The organism is Mucilaginibacter gossypii (genome assembly GCF_017569325.2).
In the GTDB taxonomy this organism is placed as follows: Bacteria; Bacteroidota; Bacteroidia; order Sphingobacteriales; family Sphingobacteriaceae; genus Mucilaginibacter; species Mucilaginibacter gossypii.
Genome location: NZ_CP071878.2, coordinates 1,647,632 through 1,667,373 on the forward strand (window position 1 = coordinate 1,647,632; position 19,742 = coordinate 1,667,373).

The window sequence follows — 19,742 nt, forward strand, 5'->3', positions numbered from 1 at the left end:
CAAATGGTAATATTAAAATATCTTTCTGTTAATATTGACCGGTGCATCGTATCCAGATGCGAATCTTTAATCAATAGCTCGAGTTTTCTGATATTTCGGTGGCAATTATCGGCTTTTTTTTGAAATTTCAAAACCTTTTTTTGGGTTTAATAAAAAAAATACAATTTGATTACCAATACGGTTAATTATGCCAAAACATTACAATGACCTTTAAATAAAAAACTCCGGACAATCTTAGCCGCTTTTTCCAAAACAGATTTTAACTATTATTGATTGTTCTCCCTTTCTGTTGCTTTTGAGGTTAGAATAAAGCAATGCCTTTATACTTAAGTTTTTGAAATATTTAAAGGCTCTTTTCTGAATGCAAAAAACGGATGAACTCTCTTAACATTCCGGCAAAAACAATCACCCATGCTGTAATTGAAAAATAAATAAAGATATTAGAAATGGGCAGGATAAACGGGAGATCAAGCGCTTTGGAAAAATTAAAGGTAGCTACGGCGTACATACCGGCCGGAAAAACGAGCGACCAATATTGGGGATCATATTTCACGGGAACTTTTTGTATGATATGCCGCCATATAGGTAATAAAAACAGGATAGGGATCCACCAGGTTGCAAACGCCCAGAAAAAAACCGTGAGCCCGGGTAAAAAATAGCTAATGCCGCTTATCCATTCATGATTGTGTGAGTACATCAATAAACGTGAACCCGCCAGCGTGGTAATGGCTACGGCACCCATATTTATCCAATAAGGAGGGGTTAGCAATTCCGCTTTCATGCTTATAAAAAGCCAGCGGTATATAATTAACGATATAAATACCATATAGTGCATTGCTCCAATGAGGAAAGCGCAAAACGATATAAAAATAATAACATCCTTATGAACCATTTCACCGGCAATAATAGCCCCCAGCACCGCTACAGATTCGGTGGCTACGACAATGAGTAGCCAGGCACCGCTTAAACTCGCTTCCACTCCTTGTTTAGGTTCTTTGGCGGTGATCACAATAAAAAAGGTGTAAGTAATCATCACCCAGAGTACGATGCCAAATTCCCATAAAAAAATGGCTACATCTTTATAGGAGGTCATTAAAGCAAACTGGTTCCCTAAAACATTATTCGCGGCAACAATGGTTAAAAAAGTGACTCCACGCGACGAACTGCTTATATCTTTCCATACATCTGTAGGGTATTTAATTGCCCTGAATATGAGCACAGCCCAAAGCACAATATAAAAAATAACGTTAGCACATAACAAGATGTTGGCAACCTGTTTCATATTATATAAAAAGGCACCAACCGAAACTATCCCGGTTGCCATTACCAAAGCAAAGTAACCAGGGAAGAAAGTTTGGAGTGAGTGGCCCGTAATCGGTTCGCCTGGTTTAGGTGGTAGTGCTGTATGCTGAGCTTCCATATTTTCGTAATAAGTTTATGATAACAGGAGATAAAGAGGCATTAATAAAAGGTAATTATTGAAGAATATAGTCTAATGTAATTAAAACCGATACAAGAAACTGTTTTTTTTGTATTTTTAAATGTTTTATAATAGCCACGGCATATTATAATAACAAACAGAAACCAGGAAAACCCGCATCAGAAATAGTTGTATATTTTTGGTGAAAATCTAATCCGGCTTATTGAAACCGGCAATTATCATACTTCGTAATACAATTAGCAGATGGATATGTCTCTTAATAAAAAGGCCCTATTTATAGCTACAGGAGTTTCCTTATTGTTAATCTCGTTCGTTTTTTATGGCTCACGTAAGCTTCAAAATTTCGACCCCGCATTAATTATTTATTTATTCGGAACTGTGTTCGCTTTTTTCGGAATAGTTTACCGTTATACCGTATGGTTGCAACGGCCACCTACCTGGATGTATTTTAAGCGCACCTTTCAGTTTTTTTTTACCGGGAAGATATTTTTGCATGTTATTTCATTTGCAAAAGAGTTTATACAAAATATTGGCTTCCAAAAGTTTATTTATCCCCGCGGACGGAGCCGGTGGATAGGCCATTTTTTAATGGCAACAGGTTGCACAATGGCTTTCTGTGTTACTTTTCCTTTAACCTTTGGCTGGATAAATTTTACCATGAACCCCGCAACCAGTATAAACCCCTCGAGTGTGCACATGTATGAAGCCCATTTCCTCGGATTCAAAATGTTTGAATTTGCACTTGGTTCATTTGTGGCTTTTGTGATTTTTAAGGCTCTTTACTGGTGCTCGTGGTTAGTTATTGTCGGCGTATTGATATTTATGCGTCGTCGCCTCACTAATGCTGGTTTAGTTGCTACGCAAACTTTTGAGGGTGATTTGCTGCCGTTAATCCTGCTTTTAGCTATTGCTGTTACCGGCCTTGGTTTGAGCTATGGTTATGAATATATGAAAGGCATTGCATATGATTATATGGCCGTAACCCATGCTATAACAGTTATTATGTTTCTTATCTGGATCCCGTTTGGCAAGTTTTTTCATATTATACAACGGCCGGCCCAGATAGGCGCTCATATTTACAAAAAGGAAGGTATAAAAAGGGGTATGGCGGTATGCCCTCATACCCGCCAGGAATTTGCTACCCAGTTGCATATAAACGACTTGAAAATTGTAACCAAAGAATTAGGCTTTGACTTTACACTTGAGGATGGTACATCGCACCTTGATCTGAGCCCAGAAGGGAAGCGCTCAAGATTGGCAATGGCTCATCTTAAAGCCAGGCAGCAAAATGGAGGTAACCTTTTCGGTTAATTGACGCAGTAGTAATTTAACATAGAATACAAATTTATGGCCCATTTACCAGTTTCGCCCGAAAAGCTAATAGAACAGTTTGGCCCGCATTTGAATTATCCTCCCCGCGAAGGTTTTGCCGGCCGTGATGAGCCGGATAAAGCGGTAAAAACGCATTGCTGTTTCTGCGGAATGCAGTGTGGTATAAAGCTACTGGTTAAAAATGATAAAGTGGTTGGATTTGACCCCTGGGAGGAGTTTCCTTTTAACCAGGGACGTTTATGCCCAAAAGGCGTACAACGATATATGCAGAACAATCATCCAGACAGGATTTTACAGCCCTTACAACGCAAGGAAGGCGTAGGCTTTACTCCGGTTTCGTGGGATGAAGCGATGGATAAAACCGTGGCCGAAATAAAACGGATACAGGAAAAATACGGAAAGAACGCTTTTTCTGTGCTGTCGGGAGTTTCGCTTACCAATGAAAAAAGCTACCTGATGGGCAAGTTTGCGCGGGTAGCATTGAAAACCGCCAATTTAGATTATAATGGTCGTTTATGTATGGTTAGCGCGGGAGCCGGCAATAAAAAAGCTTTCGGACTCGACCGTACCTCAAATACGTATGCCGACCTGGAGAAGGCAGAAGTGATTATTGTAGCGGGCGCTAACATCAGCGAAACCTTTCCGACTTTAACACACTGGGTTTGGCGTGCGCGGGACCATGGGGCAAAATTAATCGTGGTTGACCCCAGGGTTATTCCACTGGCCAGGACCGCCGATCTGCATTTACCGGTCAGGCCCGGAACCGACTCCGCTTTGTACGGCGCAATACTTAAATACCTGGCCGATCATGATATGCTCGATCATGATTTTATTGACAACTATACCACAGATTTTGATAAGGCATTGGCAGCTGTTAAGGATTACACGCTGGAATGGGCCGAAGAAATTACCGGCATTGAAAAAGCGAAAATTGAACTGGCAGCACAATGGTGGGGCAAAGCAAAAACAAGCTTTTTGTTACACGCCAGGGGTATTGAACATCATTCAAAGGGTGTAGATAATGTACTTGGCTGTATCAATATAGTCCTGGCAACCGGCCGTATCGGTAAGCCATATTGCGGCTATGGTACTATTACAGGCCAGGGAAACGGACAGGGGGGGAGAGAGCATGGCCACAAATGTGATCAGCTGCCGGGAAATCGTGATATTACCAATCCTGAACACCGAAAGTATATAGCCGGGGTTTGGGGGATTGATGAAAAAGATATGCCCGGCAAAGGTTACACCGCCTACGAACTTATTGAGGCCATTCATCGGGGCGAAGTAAAAGGGCTGCTATCTATTTGTTTTAATCCGTTGGTTTCTCTGCCTAATAATAATTATGTGCGCGAAGCGCTGGAGAAACTGGAGTTTTACGTTTGCATTGATTTTTTCATGAATGAAACCGCCCGTCATGCTGATATTATTCTGGCCGGATCATTACAGGAAGAAGAGGAAGGAACGGTTACTACCGCCGAAGGCCGTGTAGTTCGGATCCGCAAAGCCGTGAACCCGCCGGGACATGCACGCAGCGATACATCCATCATATTGGAATTGGCAAAAAGACTTGGTGCCGAAGATAAATTCACTTATCGTAACAGCGAAGAGTTATTCAATGAGTTAAGGGTTGCTTCAAAAGGCGGCACTGCGGATTATTATGGTATTACTTACCAAAAAATCGAAGACACAATGGGCGTTTTCTGGCCTTGCCCTACTTTGGATCATCCGGGTACGCCGCGCTTATGGGAAGATAAAAAATTTGCGACTCCCGACGGTAAAGCCCACTTTAACCCGGTGACTTACCGGGATCCCGGTGAAATTACAGATGAAGAATACCCGGTAATATTAACAACCGGCAGGGTTGTATCACAATACCTGAGCGGAACACAAACCCGCAGGATAGGTAAACTGGTTGATTTGTATCCTGAACCCAAATTAGAAATACACCCGGAACTTGCCCGGAAATATGGAATTAAACAAAATGAACTGGTGCAGGTATCTACCCGTCGAGGTACAGATGAGTTTCCTGCCAATATTGTAGAGACTATCCGCACCGACACTGTTTTTTTGCCTTACCATTGGCCTGGCAAAAAGTCGGCAAATCAGTTTACACCGGCAACGCTTGATCCGGTATCAAAAATCCCGGAGTTTAAAGTTTGCGCCTGTAACCTGAAGCCTTTGGGCGTTATATCGCCGCCGTCAACGGCGTCAGGCGCGTATGCGAGTATTTAATAAATTGTAACCCGAAATTATAAGATATGCCCGTAACCAATTACAGAACAGAACAGGAATTCTTTGTAGATATGCAAAGATGTATTGGATGCAAAGCCTGTGAAATGGCTTGTTCAGAGTGTGAAACAAACGGCCACGAATCTATGATCCATGTCAATTATATTGATCGCGCCGTTACCGTACAAACCACCGTACAGGTTTGTATGCATTGTGACGATCCTGTTTGCGCTAACGTTTGTCCGGCAGATGCTATAACGAAAGATGAGTTTGGCGTAGTGCACACCGCCAATACAGCACGGTGTATAGGCTGTTCAAATTGCGTAATGGCATGCCCTTTCGGCGTCCCCAAAAAAGATGAGGCTTATGACCTGATGATGAAATGTAATATGTGTTACGACAGAACCAGCGCGGGCAAAAAACCGATGTGTGCCACCGTTTGCCCAACACAGGCACTGTATTATGGTACAAGGGAAGAAATTGCAAAGATGCGCCCGAACAGTACGCCTGTTAACAATTTTATTTTCGGAAAAGAAAGTGTGAGCACCAAAGTAAACATCATGATGCCCAAAGGAAGTACTTCATTAATTATAGACTGACATTATTTATGGCCACAGATAAAAAGGATAATCACTGGAAAGAAGATTTTCCGGTCTATCAGCTTGAATCTACCCAGGTAAGCAGACGTGATTTTGCAAAATTTTTATGCCTCGTATCTGGTGGGTTGGCCGTTGGAAGCGGGTATGTTGCCATAAAAGCTAATTTTTTTCCGCCGGATAAAATCGTGGGTGAACACTTTGTTTGTAAGAAGCACGAACTTCCGGTAGGAGGGACCCGCTCGTTTGTGATCAATGGCAGTACTATTCCTTATATTCTTATTCGCATGGAGAATGATGAGTTTAGGGCTTATGAACAAAAATGTACCCATTTATCCTGCGCGGTTTTTTATAAACCCGGCAGCGGAAAAATTGAATGCCCTTGTCATAATGGCTTGTTCGACGCTTTTACCGGCGAAGTGCTTGCCGGCCCACCGCCCCGACCGTTACCCCGTTTAACTGTAGTGATTAAAGGGGAAGAAGTATACGTCAAAGATTTTAAACCCGATAACGACAAACCGGATCCGAATCGTCAATCCAGATCATAAGGTCATTAGCCTTTACAAACATTATAATTAAGTTATGAGTAATTTCCGCGAAGCCCAAAATCAGGCACATCCTAATAAAACCAACACACTCATGCTGGCATTGATCATGATCCTGATATTAAATGTGAGTATCCAGGTATGGCTATTGTACACCGCGCTAAATAACGCGTTAGAAAAAAATACAGATATAGCCTTCCCATCTTTTATCGCCTCATCAATTCTTTTCCTAATCGGTTTTGGCTGGTTGTATTTTTTGCCTTCGGGCCCAAGAGTAACAAAATAAGATGATATAACCCCATTACAATAATTTTATCTTTGCCCGGTTTTTATTTAATTTTTCGGTATGCTATTCCGGCGGCTATAAATTTTTCAATCTTAATATATACATGATTGGTTTACCCGTGGATGTCCGTCTGTCCTGCCTAATCTCCCTGCATTTTGATATTTCCAAAGGTGAATGATGGTGACGCCGGGAAGCGGTGTGCAGCTTATAACCGATGGACTTAATTCGCAGAAAGTGAGCAAGCAATATCGAAAACAAAGAACGGAAAAGACCGATTGCCGGGGCAAGAATATGAAGTGCAGGTTGCAGTACTTAACTAAAAATGTAATTCTTACATTTTATGGCTGATTTTAATTGGTTGGAACATGATTTTTTAACATTTTATCAAGATTTTACTGGCTGCACTATTGATATTTTGTGAAAAAACCTAAAGTTTTTGTTGATTTTTTTGTCATTTTTTCAATGGGGATCGATTGTTGCTACTTGAAATAATAAAAGTTTATTATTTTTTTGATATTACTTGGTAAAACGTTTTTCTTAATTATATTTGTTAAAACCAATTGTGAAAAATACTTTATTACTTAATCGTTTAAGCTACCTGAACTGCTTGTTTTGAGATTTATGTAATTATTAAATTAACCAATATCACTGACATGAAAAACATTATTTACCTGTACCACATCTTTCAGAAGCCTATCATCTGACGGGGGTGATCCTTCGGAAAAATCTCTTGCTGAGATTTTAGGTATCAAGAATTTTATTAATTAACCTAATCACCAAAAGTGAAAAGAACGCTTGGGTATGGTCATTTTTGATGGCAAACCTGGGGGTGTATAGCTATGCGCCGCTATCAAAAATATTCCTGCCGGTTATTTTTGATTTCTGTTCTTTTCGCTTGTAAATCAGCGCTATGGAAAAAGAATTACATTCTACTTAATCTAAAGGTGCATGTCATCTGCATAACTCGTTTGCAGGCATAAAAGCACATGGCCCGTTAAATCAAAAATTATTTTACAATCTAAAAGATCCATTCATTATGCGATACTTATGGCTGTGCTTTGTGGTTTTCGCAGCAATTGCCACAAATGCACTTACAGGCTTAGCTAAGGGGAATGAGGGCAGAAAAAGCAAAGTAAAACGTCCTTTTTATAGTAAGCCTTACGTCCGTCGGGATACAACGGCAAAAGATTCATTATTAAAAGACAGCATGAATATTATTATAAAGCATACCCTTTATAATAAGCTAGCAGATAGTGTTACCAAAAAGCCTTATGATCTATCCAAATTCCCGGCTGTTTCCCTGCAGCAATTGTTAAAAGGGCAATTTGCAGGGCTGTATATACAGGAACCTTCGGGCGAACCCGGTACCGTTCAAAATATGTTTATGAGAGGGGCGCCCATGCCGCTTCTTTCTCCAAGGGATGTTTACCAATCGCAGCCACTGGTTGTACTGGATGGTATTCCGCTTGTAACAGAACACCCATTTGCATATGATATACAGCTATATAACTATAACAGGATGGGAACAGCCACCAACCCATTTGCTGGTATTGATATGAATAATATAGCCTCGGTTGAAGTGTTAAAAGATCTGTCGGCCACGGCGGTTTATGGGCCTCGTGCTGTTAATGGTGTTATCGTTTTAACCTCTAAAACCCCTATTGCCGCTAAAAGCATCACTTTTGATTCGTATATAGGTTTGGCACAGCGGCCGCATGTAACCACTATAAACGGTAAGTATGAAAATGCTTTCAGACAGCGTTTTTACGACCTTTATACTACCAATGGCAGATACTCTGATGATGAGAACTATCCCATCTACCTGAGCGATTCATTAAACAATGTTTATAGCGGGAAATCAGACTGGAGCGATCTTTACTATCGTAATGCTGCAGTTTATGGTATTAATTTTGGAATTTCCGGGGGCACAGATCGTGCTAACTTCCGTTTCTCATTGGGGGATCTGAAGAATAATGGTGTTGCTGATGGAACAGTGCTAAACCGATATAGCGCCATGTTCAACATTAATATGAAACCTATCAAATGGCTACTTTTTTCGGCTATGGTAAATGCCAACCGGATTGAGCGGCAACGAAACAGATATCTCCGCGACAGATTTGCCCAGATCAACTATTTTCCAGATCTCAGCGCCCCGCTACCACCAAACAAAGAATTTTATGCCGACTACCTGGCGCAGTACAAAAAAGGCTTCGATAACAACAAAACAAATATTGTTGACGGCTATGCCAAAATAGGTATCGATCTCGGAAAATTTAAATTCGTAACCACCTTCAATTTAGATTATAATGAAGGCTACCGCGATGTGTTTTATGCGCGCACGCTTTTGCAGGGCAACAGCTATGCTTCCAATTATTTTGGCTTTAGCCAAAGGATAATGGCTGATAACAGGGCAACCTATGATCTGACAGTAAATAAAGTGAACGATTTCCATTTTGAACTGGGGCAATCAACGCAATGGGACATTTATAAGTATAGCAACGCCTATGCATACAAAGGAGTGAATGACTATATTAAGATAAACCTCCTGGATTCAAACCCGAAAAACCCGGACGGATCTGATAACCCTAACTATCTCAATTCAACAGCCTTCCCCCGCGAATTGACCTATCGTTTTCTGGATAAGATCAAGCATAACCTAGTTTCGTTTTATGCAAAAACGGATTATTCATTCAAAGAAAAATACTTTCTGTCCGCAACGGTACGTGCTGATGGATCGTCAAATGCTCAGCCTACCAGTCGGTGGTTCTATTCGCCGGTATTATCTGCAGCCTGGAACATTAAGAAGGAGGTATTAGATAATAGCACTATTATAAACGACCTTATTTTGCGTGCAAGCGCAGGGAGGATCGGTCGTCTTAATGCCTTTGACAACTATGCGCAGGGGCCTCAGTATACAGCATCGGTAGGGTATACCGGTAACTTAACCGTGCCTGGCTATAACGCTTTTGGTGTGCTTACCAGGCCTTACTCTACCGGTTGGATTGGTTATGGCATACCATGGTCATATTCTAATCAGCTTAATATAGGCACAGATGCCGGTTTTCTTAATAATCGTTTGCACCTTTCGGTTGATTGGTACCTGAAACAGGAAAAGAATTTGCTGATAGGTATTCCCGCTTTTGCGGAGTATGGGTATAAGCAGTCGATTGAGAGTGGTATGGCTGTAAACAATACCGGTATAGATGTATCTGTATCTGCCAATATCATCCGGAACACAAAATTTGGATGGACATCTTCATTGAATCTAAATCATAATGTCAATAAGCTCAAAGCATTGCCAAGGGGCTTAAATCAGATCATTATTGATAACAGGCTTTTAAAGGTAGGGAGCCCGGTTGATCAGTATTGGTTACTGGTAAATGATGGCATTTATAAAGCGGAAAGCGAAGTACCCGTTGTAAATGGGCAGCCACTTAAGTACAATGGCATCGCTCTGCATGCCGGCGATCCCAGATGGCGTGATATCAATGGCGACAATGTAATCGATAATAACGATAAGGTATTAAAGGGACATTCTTTACCAAAAATTTCAGGTGGTTATGATAATAATTTCAGATACGGCAACTGGAATTTAAATGTCAATCTCTATTTCAACCTGGGGCGCGACCTTATACACCAGGAAATGGCCAACCGGTTTGATTTTATTAACCGGGAAGGTAACAGCGATGTAAACTCTGTTAAAGAGATCACATTTTGGGAAAAACGCGGAGACTATAGCAAATACCCACTGTATAACCCATGGAGTACTGTTATCCCATATCGCGTTGATCAGGACCTTTTTCTTGAAAATGCTTCATTCCTGAAATTAAGAACCGTTTCCATTGGGTATGACCTAACCAAAGCAATGCGCTTAAAGAAAATCAAGCTAACCAGGTTTTATGTATATGCCACCGCAAATAATGTGTTTACTATAACCCCTTATACCGGTCAGGATCCTGAATTGGTGAATTATGATGGCTATGATACCGGTTACGGCCTGCCTATACCACGAACATATACCCTGGGTGTAAAAATGGAATTATGATATGAAAAACGATCACAAAAATCATGTTGTAAAAATGAAAAAGACATTATGTATCGTCCTGGCCCTGTTTACTGCGGCAATAACAAGCTGTAATAAAACCCTGGATATTGATTCAACAAGGGTTGTGGGCGAAAAAAACATGTGGAATAAGCTTGAAGATGCACGTGCGGGCTTATTAGGAGTGTATGCACTTACCCGTGCAGCCTTATCTGACAACGATGGTCACTGGCTTTATGGCGATGTACGTACAGGCGAATTTATTAGTCCGAACCGGCAGGACCTGAAAGCAATTGCAAGTAATCAGCTCAACGCCTCATACCCAACTGTTGACGCCTTGAGCGACTGGACGAGATTTTACGCCATAATTAATGCTGCGAATATTTTCCTTGAACGTATTGGCGATGTAAAAGCCGCCGATAAGCGCTATACAGAAAACTATTTGATAGTTGATGTTGCCCAGGTACGTTTTTTAAGGGCCTTTACCTATTTCTATATGGTAAGGATTTGGGGAGATGTACCATTCATTACCTCATCCCACGATGGTAAGTTTGAAAATCAGCCCCGCGAAAGCGGCAGCAAAATATTAGTATGGGCGCAGCAGGAAATGCTTAAAGCTGCAGCCGATCTGCCGTTTGTATACAGTAACAACGATGTGCAGCAGCCCGGCAATTATTATAATGAAGATGCTACCCGCTGGGGGGGAGCTTTGGCCACAAAGAACTCAGCCTATGCGGTCCTGGCTCATTTGGCGGCCTGGCAAGGTAATTATACCGATGTAGCTACCTATACCAAGTTTGTTGAAGATAATTATGGTAAAAGCGGTATCAATTTTCAAAGCACTGAAGATCTGACCAAATCAAATGGGTTCTTTTTCAATAAAAACACCAGCCAGATGTTTGGTTTTAACTCTGACTGGGGGCATATTGACGGGTCGGTAACAGGCCACCTGGAAGAGTTAACCCTGGCCGAACCCGTGGTGAATAAAAAAGTGCCGGATATCTACATGCCTAAAGATACTATCCTGAAAATATTTGACATGCCAAAGGATGAGCGCTTTAGTATAGATACGCTTGGTCAGCCCCGTACCGAAAGGTACTTCACCAATATCAATGGCAAGTACCCTATTTTTAGCAAAATAAAAGTGATACTGGGGGGCGTTTCTGATCCTAACTTCCGATACTTCACCAGTGCTTTGATCTTTACAAGGATAGAGGATATCGTATTACTCCGGGCCGAGGCATTGGCTGTTTTAGGGGATGTGAACGGGGCCGAAAATGAAGTTTTTAATATCATGACCCGCCGGGGGATGGGAGATCTTACGATAGACAGCGACCAGGACATTATTGATTTGATATTTAAGGAGCGCCATCGCGAATTGATGGGAGAGGGACATCGCTGGTATGACCTGGTACGCTATAATAAAATCAAGCAAAACAACCCGGCATTCATGAAACTCATCAATTCGCAGGGGATATACTGGCCTGTTTCGCGTAAGCTCATCGCTCAAAACAATCTGTTAACCCAAAACCCATTCTGGAAATAAACTGACCATATATGAAAAAGTTAAAAAAATATATGAGTGCCTTAACGCCGGTGTTGATTGCAGCCCTGTTGCAAACTGCCTGCAAAAAGGATGGCGGCTACCATGACGCTACAGGCACCAACTCAAAATTTGCGGGTAATACTTATGAGTATTTAAAAAGCAAACCCGGTGTATATGATTCATTACTGGCGGTAGTCAACCGGATGGGACTTCAGCAAACGCTCATGGACAGCAATGTTACCCTTTTTGCGGTTACTAATCCAAGTTTTCAGCTGGCAATTAATAACCTGAATACATTAAGAAGGCAAAGCGACAAAGATCCGCTGTTTTTGGCAAAAATTGATGGCGTGCAGTTGGACACCATGGTTTCATATTATATTATCAGGGGTAAACGTACAACTGATTCCCTGCTGCTGCAGGACGGGCTTGATCTTTTCAGCGTACGTTTCGGATATCCTATGCATGGCAAGGTTTCCAAAATATCAGCTTCCGGCCTTACCGGTGGCGGCCCGGATCTTATAGAGTTTAGCAATACCAAACGCAGCAAGTTTATCAGAAACTGGTCAACCACTACTACCGGCTCCAATAATATCAGCACCAAAAATGGTATTGTTCATGTGGTAAGTCCCGATCACATTTTCGGTTTTGATGAATTTGTATCCCGATTAACCTTTGTTCCGCCACCGCCAAACCTGATGACCCTGATAGGTGGCAAGCTTACCGTTTTGAGAGATAACAATGGCGGTCCGGATAATGGCGAAGGCTCTAAAAAAGTAATTGACGGCGACGATCATACCAAGTTCCTGGCCGAACTTCAGGGACGGTTATGGATGCAGTTTGAGCTAAATGAGCCTGCCGTATCAGGGGTGTATACGCTCACATCTGCTAATGATGCACCTGAACGCGACCCCAGGGCCTGGACTTATGAAGGCTCAAATGACGGCAAAACCTGGACGGAGTTAGATCGCCGGAGTAACTTCTTCTTCGAAGAACGATACCAGACCAAAGTTTTCAGGTGCCCTAACACCACCGCTTATAAATTCTACCGGGTGGATATTTCCGAGCTGCGTGACGGGGGCCTTTTCCAACTGGCCGAATGGACCATCAATAAAGTAAAATAAGGCATGGAAGATCAAAATATCAATACATTAAAAAAACGAAAAGAGATGCAAACATTCATAAAAATGGGATCTGTAGCTCTACTATTTGCTGCAGTCGCGCTCAGTAGTTGCAAGAAGATGTATGGCATTCCCGATGAAAAAGATTATCTGAGTTCGAATGTAAACTACAGCAATAAAGTTTTTGAACCGATTTTAGGCCGAACCACTTTAATGGGCGGGTTTAATGGAGATAACTCAACCCAGCCATTAAAGTTTGAGATCATCAACGCGCGTTTTGGTGACGGTAAGCCTGTAACAGATCTTTTTCAAAAAAGGCCAACATATGTATGGACAGCGCCCTACAACGGGCTTGAAAAGAGCCTGGCCGAGATAGAGGCAAAACGCAAGCTGGAAGATCACCCTTTATTTGAAGTGCGCTCGTCGGGCGAGTTCATTATGTGGGCTTCTTCCAATAATGAGCTGATCAAGCCCAGGCCGTCTGATAGTACCAATTTTCCGCAGGATACGCGCTATTTTGACATAAAAATAACCAACACGGGTGGCAGTACTATAATTCGCGACCTGCAGGTACGCCCATTCCGCGAGCGTCCTTATGAGCCTTCTGATGACTTTAACATTTACTCCGGCATGCCTGCGCCTCATCCCAAAACGCCATATAATCCGGCCAGCCGAAACTACATCAGGCCATTTTTAAACGGGGTAATAGGCCAGGTAACCGACATCCCGCTGCAGAGTAATGACGATAAAAAGGATGTGGTGGTTTATATCCGCCCGTTTACCGGCGGTACGGGAAATTCGTTAAGGTTTAAGTTTCTGAACAAAGACTCAGTAGAGATGAATCCGGCCCTGTTTAACGAAACTACCTGGGATAAAATAGTGCATGGCTTCAACATGCAAAAAACTACAACATATGTACAATACGATGTTGCATATCCTATTCCTTTAGTTGAAATACCAACTGTATATGCTCCCGGAGGAACCAGGGACCATGCCGAATTTAAATATTCGCGAATTGGTTTTGGCGGCAGTAGGGTAGTGGCAAGCTTCGGGATAGATTTCGCTATATACAAAAAAGGCGACTGGGAGATAGTGTTCCATTTTTTGAAGGACAATCCAAAGTTTGAAGACGAATAACCGAATTAAAACTTATCACCATGAGAAAACACATACTATTTTATATAGTGCTTGCTGTTTGCATGATCTTATTCTGCGCAGATGTTCATGCACAAGCACAAAATATAACGGTTACCGGTACGGTGGTTGAAAAAGCTACCAATAAAATTTTGCCCGGTGTAAATATATATATGGGCAGTAAAGGCCTGACACAAACTGATTATAAGGGAAAGTTTACCGTTTCTGTACCGGCTAACAGCACACTTACTTTTACGTTTGTAGGTTTTGTTACGGAAAAAGTAAAACTTGAGCCCGGCCAAAAAAACATAACTGTAACGCTGACTGAAGACAAAAAGGGCCTTAATGAAGTAATTATTGTGGCCTACCAAAACAGGAATAAAGAATCATCACCAGGCGCTGCGGTTACCTTAACCCAAAAGGACATCCAGGATGTGCCGGCATCAAACGTCGAAAACCTGCTGCAAGGAAAAGTAGCTGGGTTAAACGTTCAGAACAATACTGGTGCTCCAGGTTTCAGGGGTTCCGTTCAGGTGCGTGGTTTATCAGCCCTGAGTGTATCCGGCAGCGGTAGTGAATCGTTCCTGCAACCTACATCCCCCCTGTATATTATTGATGGGGTACCTTTAGATGCGGATAAGGCTGCTGAATTTGGTTTTCAAACGCAGGGGCCGGGGGTAAGCCCGTTATCATTGATCCCGATAGAGGATATCCAAAGCATACAGATCATGAAGGATGCGCAGGCAACTTCCATGTATGGATCAAGGGGGGCTTATGGCGTAATCATCATAACTACCAAGCGTGGAAATTCTAAAGTACCCAGGGTAAGGTATACCGGCAACTTCTTCGTTAACGCCGTCCCACAGCTGCGTGCAACATTGGGTGGTAATTCCGAGCGCCGGGCAAAAATTCAGCAGATATTATCCAATGCAACAATTATTGATGAGTTAAGGAAATTGGGGCAAACCGGGTTCCTGGCTGATAGTTTGAACGCATATTGGAACAACTCAACAAACTGGCAGTCTATTTTTTATGGTACAACGCATAACCAAAGCCATAACGTAGCCTTAGACGGAGGCAACGACCGTTTTAACTACAAAGTGAACATGGGGCTTTATTCGGAAAAAGGCGTGATCAAAAACACCGGTTTCGACAGGTATAACCTGAATATGAACATGGAGTTTAAGCCGAATGATAAATTCAGGTTCTTTGGTTCATTGTTCGGCTCGTTGGGAAGCCAGGCTAAGGGCAATGGCGTGGGCTTACTACAACAAGGAGTGGCCTCGAACGGTCAGGCATCTACACTGCTGCCGCCTCCTTCATTTTATCTTTCACCAGATGGCGTAACATCTGCTTTACAAACCCAAAACAGTAACAGCACAAGAAATATCCGTACCAATATTGATGGTCGTTATGAGTTTATACCGGGGCTGGCACTATCCTCAAGCATCAGTTATGATTATACCTCAGATGCAGAATCAACCTTCACTCCCGCAGCTGCAAATGCTCAGTTTGCGCAGGTATATGATTATGAGGGCCGTAATTTCACATTATACAACCGTAACGCACTTACCTATGCCAAAACATTCAGCGCCGACCATACGATATTCATTAATACGTTTAATGAAATATATAAACAAGGTGGCCAAAGCGGTATCATCAGGCAAAACCGTATACCTAATGATCAATTGCAGGGGCCAGTAGGGTCGGACCCATATAACTCAAGAGGCGGAGGTGTATTGTCGAACTTTAAAAATGCAACCATCGCCTCATTTGCAGGCTCCTTTAACTACGATTATAAAAAGAAGTATGTACTGGAGTTATCATACCGCTTAGATGGTACATCCTCAAATGGCTTAGAGAATCCGTATTCCAAAAATCCTGCAGCCGGTTTCAGGTGGAATTACTACAAGGAAAACTGGTTTAAAAATTGGGATTGGCTCACTTCAGGAGGTTTAAGGTTAACCTGGGGTCAAAATATCGTACCAACCGGCAGTTTGCAAAGCATTTATGGCTTGTATAACCTTAATGGTAATTTCAACAACAATCCAACCATTGGTATTAATTATGAATTTGTGCCTAACCCGGCATTAAAGCCTACTACCACTACTCAATACAACCTTGGGTTTGACATGACGATTTTGCAGGGTAAAGTTGACCTGACTTTTGATACTTATTATAAAAAGGTTGATAATTTACTTTTTGACCGATTTTTACCTAATAGTACGGGTTTTCAGAAAAAGTCAAGTAATGATGTATCCATTGCCGATTATGGGTATGAGCTGATGGTAACGGTAAGGCCTTTAACCGGCAAGGATTTTAACTGGACGGTATCATTCAATGGCGCTATTAACCGCGATTACCTATTGAGGTTACCCGCCGAATACAACGGACAATACATCAAATTTGATTATAATAACTATCAGCACATTGTTTTCAGGGTAGGTAAAAATACATTGTCAAATTACCTGCTGGTTAACCAGGGTGTTTATTCAACCGATGGTGATGTACCGGTAGACCCTGTAACCGGTAAAAAATACCAAACCAGCGGGCTTGCCTTTAAAGGCGGCGACCCGAGGTTTAAAGATGTTAACGGCGATTACATCCTCGATGACCGGGATTATGAAATAACCGGTAACTCACAACCTTTAATTACCGGTGGTATATCGACAAATATCAACTACAAAAATTTTGGATTAAATATTTATGCCTCCTATACCGCCAAGAGAACAATATTAAATAACGCGTTATCAGACAGGTTGTCGATCATGAGAGATCCTTACGCCCTGCTGGCGGCAGTTCCATTGGACGATCTGGATATATGGCGAAAACCGGGTGATCAATCCAAGTATCCTAATCCCTATTCGTTTTCGAGGTTCAATCAGATCAGGCCACTTCGTTCCGATCAAAATTTGTGGCAGGAAGAAGGTTCATACCTAAAGATCAACACGGTTACACTATCCTACATGTTTGACAAAAAGTTTGTACGGAGGTTCGGGTTCAATAACGTTAGGGTTTATTTCTCAACCAACAACCTGATCACATTTTCGGGATATAATGGCCCCAACCCCGAAAACGTAACTTCTTTGGGCCGGGATATATCAAGCGGGTACCCGGTACCGCGCACATATAATTTAGGTTTAAATATTGAACTCAATACAAGTAAATAAAACTCAAGATCATGAAAAAAAGTGTTATATACATTTTAGCAGCGGCAGCAAGCTTGTGTTTACCAGCCTGTAAAAAGTTTCTGAACGTACAACCCATTGATAAACTAACAGGGAATAACTTTTACCAATCGAAAGATGATGTGGTGGCCAATATTTATGATATGTCAAGAACATTTTTTGGCAAGATCAACGAGACGCATTTTATTGGTGCTACGGGCGAATATCGTTCGGGAGAGGTTTTATCTGAACCTCAGGCAGATAATGGGCCCGCACGTGCATATGTAGAGGTATTAGGCCGGAATGACCTGCTTGGGCTTATCAACGGCAATCCGCCCTGGAATTTTTACAACTTTTATCGCATTACCGACTGGACAGGCTATTACCAGGTAATACAAAGTGCCAACATCCTCATCTCGAAACTGGAAGCAGGCGTGCCCGGCGTATCAGACAGCGAAAAAAAGCAGTTTGAGGGCGAAGCGGCTTTTATACGCGGGCTTGCATACTTCTTTATGGTAAGGCTTTATGGCGACGTACCTTATTATACCGATGCTTACCATTCAACAGCTTTACCGCGCGAAAACATGGTATCTGTTTTAAACAAAAACATCGCCGACCTTAAAAAATATAAGGACGGTTTGCCTTGGACTTATTCTGATCCTGCTTTAAAAGGGGTACGTGCAAGCAGGGGCAGCGTTATCGCGCTTATCATGAACATGAACATGTGGAATGCCGGTTTCGACAAACCCAATGCAACCAAGTACTACCAGGAGACTGCAGACCTTGGGCAGGAATTGATTAAGAGCAATGCTTACAGGCTGTTACCCATCAATGAATGGGCCACGGTTATCAAAGGCCGGTCGGACGAGAGTTTGTTTGAGTTTTATCGCAGTATAAACTATGGCGATCAGAACACCAATGTTGCCCCTATTGGCGATATGTTTCTGCATTATCCATATAAAAGGCCGGAATATACACACCGTATAAGCTTTGCCTATTTCAGGGCCGAGTATATGCAAAAACTATACTCAGGTACGGCTGACAAGCGCGCTACAATCTGGTTTAACTCAGACATCTACGCTGATAACGGAAAGTTCATGATGCTGAAATTTGCTCAAAATTCATTTGCAACCGGGGAGGAGGACGCCAATCCTGACAACACCTTTATGATATTCAGGTACGCAGGTGAAATACTGCTCTGTGCAGAAGCGCTGGCGGAACTCGGTCAGGACGATCAGGCTATTGCTTTGCTGAATAAAGTAAGGGACCGGGCAGAAGCTTCGCGCTATACCGGAGGCGGGGGGCAAGATCTTAAGGATTTTATTTTCCTGGAGAGATCGCGGGAACTGATGGGCGAGGGGCATCATTACTTTGACCTGGTACGTACCCGCAGAATTATGAACAGTGAATGGTCATATAACGTATTGACGCTGGACAAATTTAACCGTGGTGCCTGGACATGGCCAATCAGCAATAACGCCCTGGCCAATAACCCCTTCATGACATTAAATATGTATTGGGTTAACGGAGGTAATTAACCTATTCCTAAAAAGTAATGATAAGAAATATGAAAAATATAATTATTGTTTTTGCCGGGTTTTTACTGGTGCTTACCGGCTGTAAACGCGATGAGTATTATAAAGACGGAGGTAAAGCTAAGGCTGATTACCCTGCCGATATGCTTCAATACCTGCAGGATAAAGCAGTACCGTTTGATACCATTGCCCAGATCGTAAAACTGGCTGGTATGGAAGAAACATTCCGCAAAAGTGATTTTACCTTTTTTGCACCAGACGATGATGTTATAAAAAGAACCATAGGTGACTACAAAACCAGGGGCTCTTTAAATCAATTTTTGTACGAGGCCGGTCGTGATACCGTGAAAAAGCTGTCGGACATCGACTCTGCCATATGGAAAAAATATCTGCAACGGTATATGTTCAAGGGGATCAACCGGCTTAAAGATTATCCGCAAATAGATTTTAACCTGCAAAATCAGTATCCCGGAGCGCTTTATTATTCATACAGCGGCGATGTGGTGAACATTGGTGTGATATATGACGACGCGAACAACATCAAATACATTGGTCCGCGTACATTGATAATCAGTTATATCTATGACATTAATAATGCGCAAAACGTGGTTTTCGGTAATAAGGTTTCGTCGTCTGATATCAAACCTACGAACGGGATAGTACATACCCTGCAATATGACGGAGCCTATTTTGGGTTTAACCGGTACGACTTTTATGAGGAAATATACTTTGCAGGCCTTCACCATTCTGAGTAAAACATTATTAACAATA

13 protein-coding genes are annotated in these 19,742 nt (G+C 42.2%); 12 read left to right on the forward strand and 1 reads right to left on the reverse strand.

The window, feature by feature from the left end; genetic code table 11:
* Positions 1 to 343: 343 nt before the first annotated feature.
* The gene (locus tag J3L18_RS07030; RefSeq protein ID WP_129570945.1) at positions 344 to 1,420 is read right to left on the reverse strand and encodes a tellurite resistance/C4-dicarboxylate transporter family protein; all 1,077 of its coding nucleotides are present in this window, start codon (positions 1,418 to 1,420) and stop codon (positions 344 to 346) included.
* 270 nt (positions 1,421 to 1,690) lie between these two features.
* On the opposite strand from J3L18_RS07030, the gene J3L18_RS07035 reads away from it, so the two are divergent.
* From J3L18_RS07035 to J3L18_RS07090, 12 genes are all read left to right on the forward strand, one after another.
* The gene (locus J3L18_RS07035) at positions 1,691 to 2,752 is read left to right on the forward strand and encodes an MFS transporter (protein WP_223266249.1); all 1,062 of its coding nucleotides are present in this window, start codon (positions 1,691 to 1,693) and stop codon (positions 2,750 to 2,752) included.
* 36 nt (positions 2,753 to 2,788) lie between these two features.
* Positions 2,789 to 5,005: a molybdopterin oxidoreductase family protein gene (locus tag J3L18_RS07040; protein ID WP_129570947.1), complete on the forward strand. Its 2,217-nt coding sequence runs from the start codon at positions 2,789 to 2,791 to the stop codon at positions 5,003 to 5,005.
* A gap of 26 nt (positions 5,006 to 5,031) precedes the next feature.
* The gene (locus J3L18_RS07045; RefSeq protein WP_090527412.1) at positions 5,032 to 5,601 is read left to right on the forward strand and encodes a 4Fe-4S dicluster domain-containing protein; all 570 of its coding nucleotides are present in this window, start codon (positions 5,032 to 5,034) and stop codon (positions 5,599 to 5,601) included.
* An 8-nt stretch (positions 5,602 to 5,609) separates the two neighbouring features.
* Positions 5,610 to 6,146 (forward strand): Rieske (2Fe-2S) protein, encoded by a 537-nt coding sequence (locus J3L18_RS07050; protein ID WP_090527415.1) that lies wholly within the window; start codon positions 5,610 to 5,612, stop codon positions 6,144 to 6,146.
* 34 nt (positions 6,147 to 6,180) lie between these two features.
* Complete coding sequence (locus tag J3L18_RS07055) at positions 6,181 to 6,429, forward strand: DUF6755 family protein (RefSeq protein ID WP_090527418.1); 249 nt, start codon at positions 6,181 to 6,183, stop codon at positions 6,427 to 6,429.
* Positions 6,430 to 7,465: 1,036 nt separating this feature from the next.
* Positions 7,466 to 10,474, forward strand: coding sequence for a SusC/RagA family TonB-linked outer membrane protein (locus J3L18_RS07060; protein WP_223266250.1), 3,009 nt, complete (start codon positions 7,466 to 7,468; stop codon positions 10,472 to 10,474).
* 34 nt (positions 10,475 to 10,508) lie between these two features.
* A complete protein-coding gene (locus J3L18_RS07065) occupies positions 10,509 to 12,017 on the forward strand; it encodes a RagB/SusD family nutrient uptake outer membrane protein (protein WP_129570948.1) in 1,509 nt (502 codons plus the stop codon).
* A gap of 11 nt (positions 12,018 to 12,028) precedes the next feature.
* Positions 12,029 to 13,138, forward strand: a complete 1,110-nt coding sequence (locus J3L18_RS07070) for a discoidin domain-containing protein (protein ID WP_090527426.1) — start codon at positions 12,029 to 12,031, stop codon at positions 13,136 to 13,138.
* A 3-nt stretch (positions 13,139 to 13,141) separates the two neighbouring features.
* A complete protein-coding gene (locus J3L18_RS07075; protein WP_243771468.1) occupies positions 13,142 to 14,272 on the forward strand; it encodes a DUF5007 domain-containing protein in 1,131 nt (376 codons plus the stop codon).
* Between the two features lie 20 nt (positions 14,273 to 14,292).
* On the forward strand, positions 14,293 to 17,439 hold the full coding sequence (locus J3L18_RS07080; RefSeq protein ID WP_223266252.1) for a SusC/RagA family TonB-linked outer membrane protein: 3,147 nt from the start codon (positions 14,293 to 14,295) through the stop codon (positions 17,437 to 17,439).
* An 11-nt stretch (positions 17,440 to 17,450) separates the two neighbouring features.
* Positions 17,451 to 18,974 (forward strand): RagB/SusD family nutrient uptake outer membrane protein, encoded by a 1,524-nt coding sequence (locus J3L18_RS07085; protein ID WP_091162800.1) that lies wholly within the window; start codon positions 17,451 to 17,453, stop codon positions 18,972 to 18,974.
* Between the two features lie 29 nt (positions 18,975 to 19,003).
* Complete coding sequence (locus tag J3L18_RS07090) at positions 19,004 to 19,726, forward strand: fasciclin domain-containing protein (RefSeq protein ID WP_091162801.1); 723 nt, start codon at positions 19,004 to 19,006, stop codon at positions 19,724 to 19,726.
* The last annotated feature ends 16 nt before the right edge of the window (positions 19,727 to 19,742 follow it).

Bases quoted from the DNA above. Each gene is read 5' to 3' on its own strand.
- J3L18_RS07030 (WP_129570945.1), bottom strand. From the start codon at position 1,420: ATGGAAGCTCAGCATACAGCACTACCACCTAAACCAGGCGAACCGATT.
- J3L18_RS07035 (WP_223266249.1), top strand. From the start codon at position 1,691: ATGTCTCTTAATAAAAAGGCCCTATTTATAGCTACAGGAGTTTCCTTA.
- J3L18_RS07040 (WP_129570947.1), top strand. From the start codon at position 2,789: ATGGCCCATTTACCAGTTTCGCCCGAAAAGCTAATAGAACAGTTTGGC.
- J3L18_RS07045 (WP_090527412.1), top strand. From the start codon at position 5,032: ATGCCCGTAACCAATTACAGAACAGAACAGGAATTCTTTGTAGATATG.
- J3L18_RS07050 (WP_090527415.1), top strand. From the start codon at position 5,610: ATGGCCACAGATAAAAAGGATAATCACTGGAAAGAAGATTTTCCGGTC.
- J3L18_RS07055 (WP_090527418.1), top strand. From the start codon at position 6,181: ATGAGTAATTTCCGCGAAGCCCAAAATCAGGCACATCCTAATAAAACC.
- J3L18_RS07060 (WP_223266250.1), top strand. From the start codon at position 7,466: ATGCGATACTTATGGCTGTGCTTTGTGGTTTTCGCAGCAATTGCCACA.
- J3L18_RS07065 (WP_129570948.1), top strand. From the start codon at position 10,509: ATGAAAAAGACATTATGTATCGTCCTGGCCCTGTTTACTGCGGCAATA.
- J3L18_RS07070 (WP_090527426.1), top strand. From the start codon at position 12,029: ATGAAAAAGTTAAAAAAATATATGAGTGCCTTAACGCCGGTGTTGATT.
- J3L18_RS07075 (WP_243771468.1), top strand. From the start codon at position 13,142: ATGGAAGATCAAAATATCAATACATTAAAAAAACGAAAAGAGATGCAA.
- J3L18_RS07080 (WP_223266252.1), top strand. From the start codon at position 14,293: ATGAGAAAACACATACTATTTTATATAGTGCTTGCTGTTTGCATGATC.
- J3L18_RS07085 (WP_091162800.1), top strand. From the start codon at position 17,451: ATGAAAAAAAGTGTTATATACATTTTAGCAGCGGCAGCAAGCTTGTGT.
- J3L18_RS07090 (WP_091162801.1), top strand. From the start codon at position 19,004: ATGAAAAATATAATTATTGTTTTTGCCGGGTTTTTACTGGTGCTTACC.